This window comes from Bradyrhizobium sp. th-b2 (assembly GCF_000426785.1).
Lineage (GTDB): Bacteria > Pseudomonadota > Alphaproteobacteria > Rhizobiales > Xanthobacteraceae > Bradyrhizobium > Bradyrhizobium septentrionale.
Genome location: NZ_AUGA01000014.1, coordinates 121,968 through 128,773 on the forward strand (window position 1 = coordinate 121,968; position 6,806 = coordinate 128,773).

General features: G+C 65.6%; 8 protein-coding genes and 1 pseudogene. 7 read left to right on the top strand and 2 right to left on the bottom strand.

Annotation, left to right across the window (positions count from 1 at the left end):
• Positions 1-36: 36 nt before the first annotated feature.
• From K359_RS0118385 to K359_RS0118400, 4 genes are all read left to right on the top strand, one after another.
• Positions 37-915: an SDR family NAD(P)-dependent oxidoreductase gene (locus K359_RS0118385; protein ID WP_029080667.1), complete on the top strand. Its 879-nt coding sequence runs from the start codon at positions 37-39 to the stop codon at positions 913-915.
• Positions 916-1,018: 103 nt separating this feature from the next.
• Entirely contained in the window at positions 1,019-1,897 is an 879-nt protein-coding gene (locus K359_RS0118390; protein ID WP_029080668.1) for a LysR family transcriptional regulator, read from the top strand.
• Positions 1,898-2,040: 143 nt separating this feature from the next.
• Positions 2,041-2,364 (top strand): hypothetical protein, encoded by a 324-nt coding sequence (locus tag K359_RS0118395; RefSeq protein ID WP_245284654.1) that lies wholly within the window; start codon positions 2,041-2,043, stop codon positions 2,362-2,364.
• A 145-nt stretch (positions 2,365-2,509) separates the two neighbouring features.
• Complete coding sequence (locus K359_RS0118400; RefSeq protein ID WP_029080670.1) at positions 2,510-3,184, top strand: peroxiredoxin-like family protein; 675 nt, start codon at positions 2,510-2,512, stop codon at positions 3,182-3,184.
• A gap of 54 nt (positions 3,185-3,238) precedes the next feature.
• Here K359_RS0118400 and K359_RS52325 read toward each other — a convergent pair.
• Positions 3,239-4,235, bottom strand: a pseudogene (locus K359_RS52325) (AraC family transcriptional regulator).
• A gap of 131 nt (positions 4,236-4,366) precedes the next feature.
• On the opposite strand from K359_RS52325, the gene K359_RS0118410 reads away from it, so the two are divergent.
• The 3 genes from K359_RS0118410 (at position 4,367) to K359_RS0118420 (ending at position 6,012) form a co-directional block, all read left to right on the top strand.
• A complete protein-coding gene (locus tag K359_RS0118410) occupies positions 4,367-4,903 on the top strand; it encodes a carboxymuconolactone decarboxylase family protein (RefSeq protein WP_029080671.1) in 537 nt (178 codons plus the stop codon).
• A 36-nt stretch (positions 4,904-4,939) separates the two neighbouring features.
• The gene (locus K359_RS0118415; RefSeq protein ID WP_035976744.1) at positions 4,940-5,461 is read left to right on the top strand and encodes a YkgB family protein; all 522 of its coding nucleotides are present in this window, start codon (positions 4,940-4,942) and stop codon (positions 5,459-5,461) included.
• Between the two features lie 359 nt (positions 5,462-5,820).
• Positions 5,821-6,012 (top strand): hypothetical protein, encoded by a 192-nt coding sequence (locus tag K359_RS0118420; RefSeq protein WP_029080673.1) that lies wholly within the window; start codon positions 5,821-5,823, stop codon positions 6,010-6,012.
• A 37-nt stretch (positions 6,013-6,049) separates the two neighbouring features.
• Here the strand turns inward: K359_RS0118420 and cobF are convergent, their stop codons facing one another.
• Positions 6,050-6,799: a precorrin-6A synthase (deacetylating) gene (gene cobF / locus K359_RS0118425; RefSeq protein WP_029080674.1), complete on the bottom strand. Its 750-nt coding sequence runs from the start codon at positions 6,797-6,799 to the stop codon at positions 6,050-6,052.
• Positions 6,800-6,806 lie beyond the last annotated feature (7 nt).

Below are 6,806 nucleotides of genomic sequence, written 5' to 3' on the forward strand. Positions count from 1 at the left end.
AAGTTATCTTCCAAAGAAGCCATATCGGGAGATCGCATGACCAAGGGACGCCTCAAGGATCGTATCGCGCTGGTGACGGGAGGAAGCCGCGGCGTCGGAAAGGGCGTCGCGATCGGCCTCGCCGAAGCCGGCGCCACCGTCATCGTCACGGCGCGCACACGCAAGAGCGGAGGATCGGAGTGGCCGGGATCGCTGGATGAGACCATCGCTGCGATCGATGAGGCCGGCGGCCGGGGCATCGGCCTGCTGTGCGATCATTCGGACGACGGTTCGGTGCAGGAGATCTTCGACCTGATCCGGCGCGACCATGGCCGCCTCGACGTGCTCGTCAACAATGTGTTTGCGGCGCCGAACGTGATGCCGGTCAATGTCCCGTTCTGGCAGGTGCCGACCTCGCTGTGGGACACCCTGCATCGCGTCGGCCTGCGCTCGCATTTCGTCGCGAGCCAGCTCGCCGTCCCGCTGATGCTGCGGCAAGCGCGCGGCCTGATCGTCAACACCTCGTCGGGTGGCGGCGTCAGATACACCTTCAATGTCCCGTTCGGCGTTCAGAAATCAGGCGTCGATCGGATGGCGCGCGACATGGCGCATGAGCTGCAGCCTTTCGGCGTCGCCGCGGTCTCGATCTGGCCCGGCTACATCAAGAGCGAGAAGCTTGCGGCGCAGCCCGACCGCGTGCCGCCGGCGCTCGCCAGGCTGATTGCCGAACGCGGCGAGACGCCGGTGTTCGCCGGCCGCGCGGTCGCCGCACTTGCCGCCGATCCCGACGTGATGGCCAAGAGCGGCCAGATACTGCTCGCCTCGGAATTGGCGGCCGAATACGGCTTCACCGATATCGACGGGAAGGTCCCGCCGCCGCCGAGCCGCGATCCCGCGCCGCTCTCCGTGTTCAAGCCAACCCTGCTCGACCGGTAGCGACACCATCGAGCGGCCGCCGGCTCGCACCGGCGCGCGTGATGGTCAACCTTCGCAGGGCATGGCAGAAAGGGCGGACCGGCTCATTCCTGCGGAGAATATCATGGACCGCCTGGCGGCAATGGAGACCTTCGTTCGGGTGATCGAAACCGGATCCTTCTCCGGCGCCGCGCGGCAACTTCGGATCGGCCAGCCGGCGGTCTCGAAGTCCGTCGCGCAGCTCGAGGAATTTCTCGGGGTCAAACTGCTCACCCGTTCGACCCGTGGCCTCACCCCGACGGAAGCAGGATTGGGCTATCTCGAGCGTGCCAGGCGCGCGCTGGAAGAGGCCGCCGAGGCAGAGCTCGCCGCGCGTGGCGCCGGCGCGGGCCTCAAGGGCCGGTTGCGCGTCTGCGCCGCCGTCACCTTCGCCCGCATTCATCTCATTCCGATGCTGCCGAAGTTTCTGGCGCAGAACCCGGAGCTCGAACTCGAGGTCGTGCTCGACGATCGTCAGATCGACCTCGTGCAGGAGGGCATCGACGTGGCGCTGCGAATGGGCAAGATGACGGACTCGACGCTGACCGCACGCCGTGTTGCAAGATGCAGGCGCCTGGTGCTGGGCACGCCGGCTTATTTCAAGCGCGCCGGCACGCCGTCCACGCCGAGTGAGCTGAGCCGGCATCAGGCCGTCGTCTATCTCCGCGAGGGCAGCGTGTGGTCGTTCCGGCGCGACAGCACAGAGCTCGCCGTCACCGTGCAGAGCCGGCTGCGGGTGACCGCCGCCGAGGGCGTCAGGGCCGCAGTGCTTGCCGATGCGGGCATCGCCGTCGCATCGGAATGGATGTTCAGCCCCGAACTCCGGTCGGGCGCCGTGCGGGCGGTGTTGCCGGAATGGGGTCTGCCCGCGCTCGATCTCTGGGCCGTGCTTCCGGGCGGGCGCGCCGCGACCGCCAAGGCGCGGACGTTCGTGACCTTCTTTGAGCGCACCTTCAACGAATGACGACGTCCCCCGGCCCGCGTCGGCAGCCGGTGAGACGAACGAGCATGTCTTCGATCCCCGATGGCATTCAGCGCGGCGCACCGGTGCGTAGGGTGGCGGCAATGGAGTTGCTCATCCCGAGCCTCCCGCCAAGGAGTGTCGCCATGTCCCGCATCTCGATCGTGAAGCGCGCTGCCCATACCGCCGCCGCGGCCTTCGTCTTCGCCAGCCTGCTTTCACCTGCGAACGCCAGCCAGTCCGACACGATCCGCGTGTTTCCCGATTTGCAGATCAGCGCGACGGCGGATCATACCAACGTCAATGCGGCTGCGCTGACCTCGCGCCGGCCCTGGCTAGCACCGGTCGGCCACCGGCAGCCGCAGCGCGCCGACGCTCCCAAACCCGAGACCGTGTCGGCATGGGAGCGGCAGCAACAGCAGTTCGACCAGGACGTCGACCGCAAGCTGGTCATCTGCCGCGGCTGCTGACCGCTCGATTTATTCCCAACGGGAATAAGGACTAGTCGGACGGCAGCGCTACCCGGCACGGCGGTCTCCTTTAGCTTGCTGCGTGTGAGTTCAACAAACACGGACGGCGCCGCCGTCCACCACGCAGCAGCCAAGGAGAACCGTCATGTCGCTTCAAGCCAAACTCGATGCTTTCAAAGCCGATTTCGAAGCCGGAAAGCCGCCCTACAGCGTTCCCCGGCCGGTCATCGAGATCATGCACCGCGCCACCGCGGAGCTGATCGCGTCCGGCGCCGCGCAACGCGCCAAGCGGGCCGGCGACGTCGCCCCCACCTTCTCGCTCAGGGACCCCGACGGCAAGGTCGTCAATTCGGCCGATCTGTTCCAGCGCGGCCCGCTGGTGCTCAGCTTCTACCGCGGCGTCTGGTGCCCGTATTGCAACATGGAACTGCAGGCGCTCGAAGCCGCCAAAGCGGAGTTCGACAAATACGGCGCCTCGCTGGTTGCGATCTCGCCGCAGACCGCGCCGAACAGCCGCAAATCGGTGCGCCAGAACAAGCTCTCCTTCCCGATCCTGTCCGACGCGAAGGGCGAGGTCGCCGAGGCCTTCGGACTGCGCTTCCATCTGCCCGACTATCTGGTCGCCCTTTACAAGCAGCTGAAGAACGATCTGCCGACATTCAACGACGATCCGAGCTGGACGCTGCCGATGCCGGGGCGCTACGTGATCGGACAGAACGGCGTGATCCTCTACTCCGAGGTCAACCCGGATTACACAAGCCGCCCGGAGCCGGAAGACATGATCCCGGTTCTGCAGCAGGCCGCCGCCGTGCGGGCGTGATGGCCCGCGAAGCGGCCGGTGGCGATCGCCCACCGGCCGCCTCTCCCTCGCAAACTATCGATCAACAGCCGCGGACATCGCCTTCAAATCGGCCGATGCGACACGGTCCGCCAGCACGTCCTGTCCGGAATGCTGCACTTTTCGCCACTGCGCCGGCGTGACGCCCATGTGGCTCTTGAAGGCGCGCTGAAATGCGGCCTCCGACTGATAGCCGACCATCTCCGCAACGCCGCCGGTCGAGAGCGACGATCGCCTCAACTCGTTCGCCGCCAGCGTCATCCTGATATCGGTGAGCAGATCGCTGGCCGATCGCCCGAGCTTGTCCTGGAACTGCCGTGCCAGCGTGGCGCGCGACATGTTGCACAACCGCGCAAGCTCCGGCAGCGACCATGCGCGCTCAGGCTCGTTGAACATGGCGGCCACCGCCAGTGCAAGGCGAGGATCGCCGGCCAGCGCAAGCAGGCCGCGTGACTCTGCGTCGGTCTCGCTCGCAAGCCGCAGCACAAGCGCAAACATCGCCGTGGACAGCGCGTTCAGCATGGCGCGGCCGCCCAGACGATCGTCCGTCGTTTCGCTGCGCATCAGCGACACAAGTCCGGCGAGCTGTGCGGCCGTTCCCTCTCCCACACTTGGTCCGGCATGCACGACAAGACGCGGCGGGAGATGGGTGCGCAACAAGCGGTCGTGCGGAGGGGCGATCGCGAAGTGTCCGCACAGCAGGTCGAGCCGCTCGTCCGAACCCAGGTTCTCGCTGATCGTGAAATTCTGCGCCGCCCGGTTGCGCTCCGGCAGCGGTGGCGTCCCGCTGCCGTCATGCATTACGTGCCGCGGGTTGCCGGGAAGCAGAAGAATGTCGCCGGGCCTTCAGCTGCAACGGCCGCCCGCCCGCGGGATCGTCGAGGATCGCCGAGCCGGCAAGCACCGCATGATAGGGGATCTCGTTGCTCACGCCCGGTCCCTGGTCGATGCGCCAGGGCACGCCATAGCTGCAGCGCAGGTCGAGCCGGCCGCGCACCGGCATCATCTCGAACAGCCGGCTGAGCCAATCCATGGGCGATCTCCCGAAGCAGCCAGATTGAGACTATGGAGCATATATGTGAGCTATTGCGACATTCAATGTCTCATATCGCGATCCTATTGTCACTCCGCAATCGTTCAGCCACCCCAACAAGGAGTGCCACCATGTCCCGTCTCTCAGTCCCCAATCTCGAAACCGACACCGGCCCGTCGGGCCAGATCTACGCCCAGATCAAGAAGGCGATCGGCAGCGTCCCGAACACCTACGCGGCAATCGCCGCCCACGGTCCGGCCGCGCTCAAGTCGATCCTCGCCGCCGATGCCGTGCTGGCCGGCAGCAGCCTACCCAAGCGCGATCAGGAGGTCATCAAGCTCGTGATCAGCGCCGCCGGCGGCTGCGATTATTGTGTCGCCGCGCATTCGCACCTCGCGAGACTCGCCGGCGTGAAGGCCGACGCGCTGAAGCAGATCCGCGACGGCGAGCCGAGCGGCGACGCCAAGCGCGATGCGCTGGTGAATTTCGTTCGCAAGCTCGCGCAGTCGAGCGGCACCGTCAGCGCCGAGGACTTCGCGGCAATCCGGGCGGCCGGTTACAGCGACGCGCAACTGGTCGAGATCAGCCTGGCGTTCGCGACCACCGTCTTCACCAACGTCTTCAACCGCATCAACGACACCGACATCGACTTCCCCGCCGTCGCATGAAGCGACCGCGCGATGTCACGTCAAAGGATCACGACCATGACCACGCTTTCCAACACCACGCTTGCCAACACCACGCAAAATCCGCTTGTTCGCGCGCTGTATCGGTCCGGCCTGCTCGCGGAGGATCTCGACTACCATATCGTCCGGGCCTCGATGGTGATCATGTTCCTGTTCTTCGGTTACCAGAAGTGGTTTCCGTACGAATTCGAACGGCTGGTCCCGTTCATCAGCAACGGGCCGTTGATCTGGTGGCTGTATCCCGTCTTCGGTCATGCCGGCGCCAGCTATTTCCTCGGCGCCTCGGAATGGACCTTCGGATCCCTGCTGCTCGCGGGCTTCTGGGACAAGCGGCTCGGCGTTCTCGGCGCGCTCGGCTCGACCGGCACGTTCATCGCGACGGTCACGATCATCCCGTTCATGCCGGAAGGCTGGGACGTTGCGGCCGGAGGTTTCCCTGCGATGACCGGCAACGTGCCCTTCCTGATGAAGGATGTCGTCCTGCTCGCCGTCTCGCTCTACCTGCTGAGACAGGACGTGGTTCGCCTGACGCGGCAATAGGTGGCAGCCGCTGATGGCGATGGATCGCCGGCGAACCCAGCGTTCGCCGGCGATCGCGCGTTGACGAGGACAGGCAGTGGGGAACCGACGGGCATCGCGACGCGGCAGCGATTGTTGCGGTGCAGGTAAGGTTCAGAACGTGCTTCGATGTCACGCCATAACTCGTTGCTGAATTTGCGGAATACGTTGAAATTGCCGATCCGTTTCCCGTGCGAGATCGAACTGCCGGCTCGGTTGCTCGATCCAGGTCGTGTCGGCGTTGCCATGCACGAATGGTCCGCTGCTCTCCGGCCGTGACCATAGTTCCGCCGCGCGGTCTGGGTTACAAAATACCGCCGGTGTTGTTCTGGGGTAAGCCGATGAAGAAGGACGACGTCACGTGCCCGCGCTGCGGGGCTGGATTCCGACGCCTCGAGTTGACGTCCGGCTCAGGAAACAAGGGCGAGTATCGCTGCCCGGTCTGTGAGACGACACTTGAGCAGTTCGATGGCGACAGGCTCGTCGCCTACCGCCTGACGATCCAGCCGTCGATACGCGGGTTCAAGGATTAGCGGCTCTGGAATGCCGATACGTCGGCACAGCCCCTAATCATGATTGCCGCTTGAGGATGTAGCAGTCCATGATCCAGCCATGGCGCTCGCGCGCCTCACGCCGCGTGACGACGATGCGAGGACCCACCTCGGCCAACTCACCGGCCATGATGATCTGATCCGCCATGCCGAGATAGGCGCCCCACCAGATCCGCAGCCGCGCCGGATCCAGCGCCTGGAAGGCCGCGCCGCCATCGAGCATCACGACCACGGTGTCAGTGCCGGACGGCCATCCGCCCTCGCGCAGCCGCCGGCCGGTGGTGACCAGGAACGGCTCGCCGATCTCGTTGAGTGGCAACGAATGCGCCGCGCACAGCGCCTGGATCGACGTGATGCCGGGGATGACTTCGATTGATGGCAGCGGATCGAGCCGTCGCGCAATCCGCAGGCTTGAATCATAGAGCGACGGATCGCCCCAGATCAGCAGGGCGACACGTCCCTCGCCGCCGAGATGGCGCGCGATTTCCTGCGACCAGGCCGCGGCGACCGCATCATGCCAATCGTCCACGCCCCTGCGATAGTCCTCCTCGCCGGCATCGCGCACCGGCAGGTCGAACTCGGCAATGCGTGTCCGGTCGTTGCTCAACGCCTCTGCGCAAATCGTTCGCCGCAATTCGGCGAGATCCGACTTCGCGGTCCCCTTGCGCGGGATCAGGATTAGATCGGCGGCATTGATCGCGGCGATCGCAGCGAGTGTGAGTTGCCGGGGATCGCCGCAACCGATGCCGATGAGGGAAAGCGTCAGCATGTCCGCG

Bases quoted from the DNA above. Each gene is read 5' to 3' on its own strand.
- K359_RS0118415 (WP_035976744.1), top strand. From the start codon at position 4,940: ATGACCACGCTTTCCAACACCACGCTTGCCAACACCACGCAAAATCCG.
- cobF (WP_029080674.1), bottom strand. From the start codon at position 6,799: ATGCTGACGCTTTCCCTCATCGGCATCGGTTGCGGCGATCCCCGGCAA.
- K359_RS0118400 (WP_029080670.1), top strand. From the start codon at position 2,510: ATGTCGCTTCAAGCCAAACTCGATGCTTTCAAAGCCGATTTCGAAGCC.
- K359_RS0118385 (WP_029080667.1), top strand. From the start codon at position 37: ATGACCAAGGGACGCCTCAAGGATCGTATCGCGCTGGTGACGGGAGGA.
- K359_RS0118410 (WP_029080671.1), top strand. From the start codon at position 4,367: ATGTCCCGTCTCTCAGTCCCCAATCTCGAAACCGACACCGGCCCGTCG.
- K359_RS0118395 (WP_245284654.1), top strand. From the start codon at position 2,041: ATGTCCCGCATCTCGATCGTGAAGCGCGCTGCCCATACCGCCGCCGCG.
- K359_RS0118390 (WP_029080668.1), top strand. From the start codon at position 1,019: ATGGACCGCCTGGCGGCAATGGAGACCTTCGTTCGGGTGATCGAAACC.
- K359_RS0118420 (WP_029080673.1), top strand. From the start codon at position 5,821: ATGAAGAAGGACGACGTCACGTGCCCGCGCTGCGGGGCTGGATTCCGA.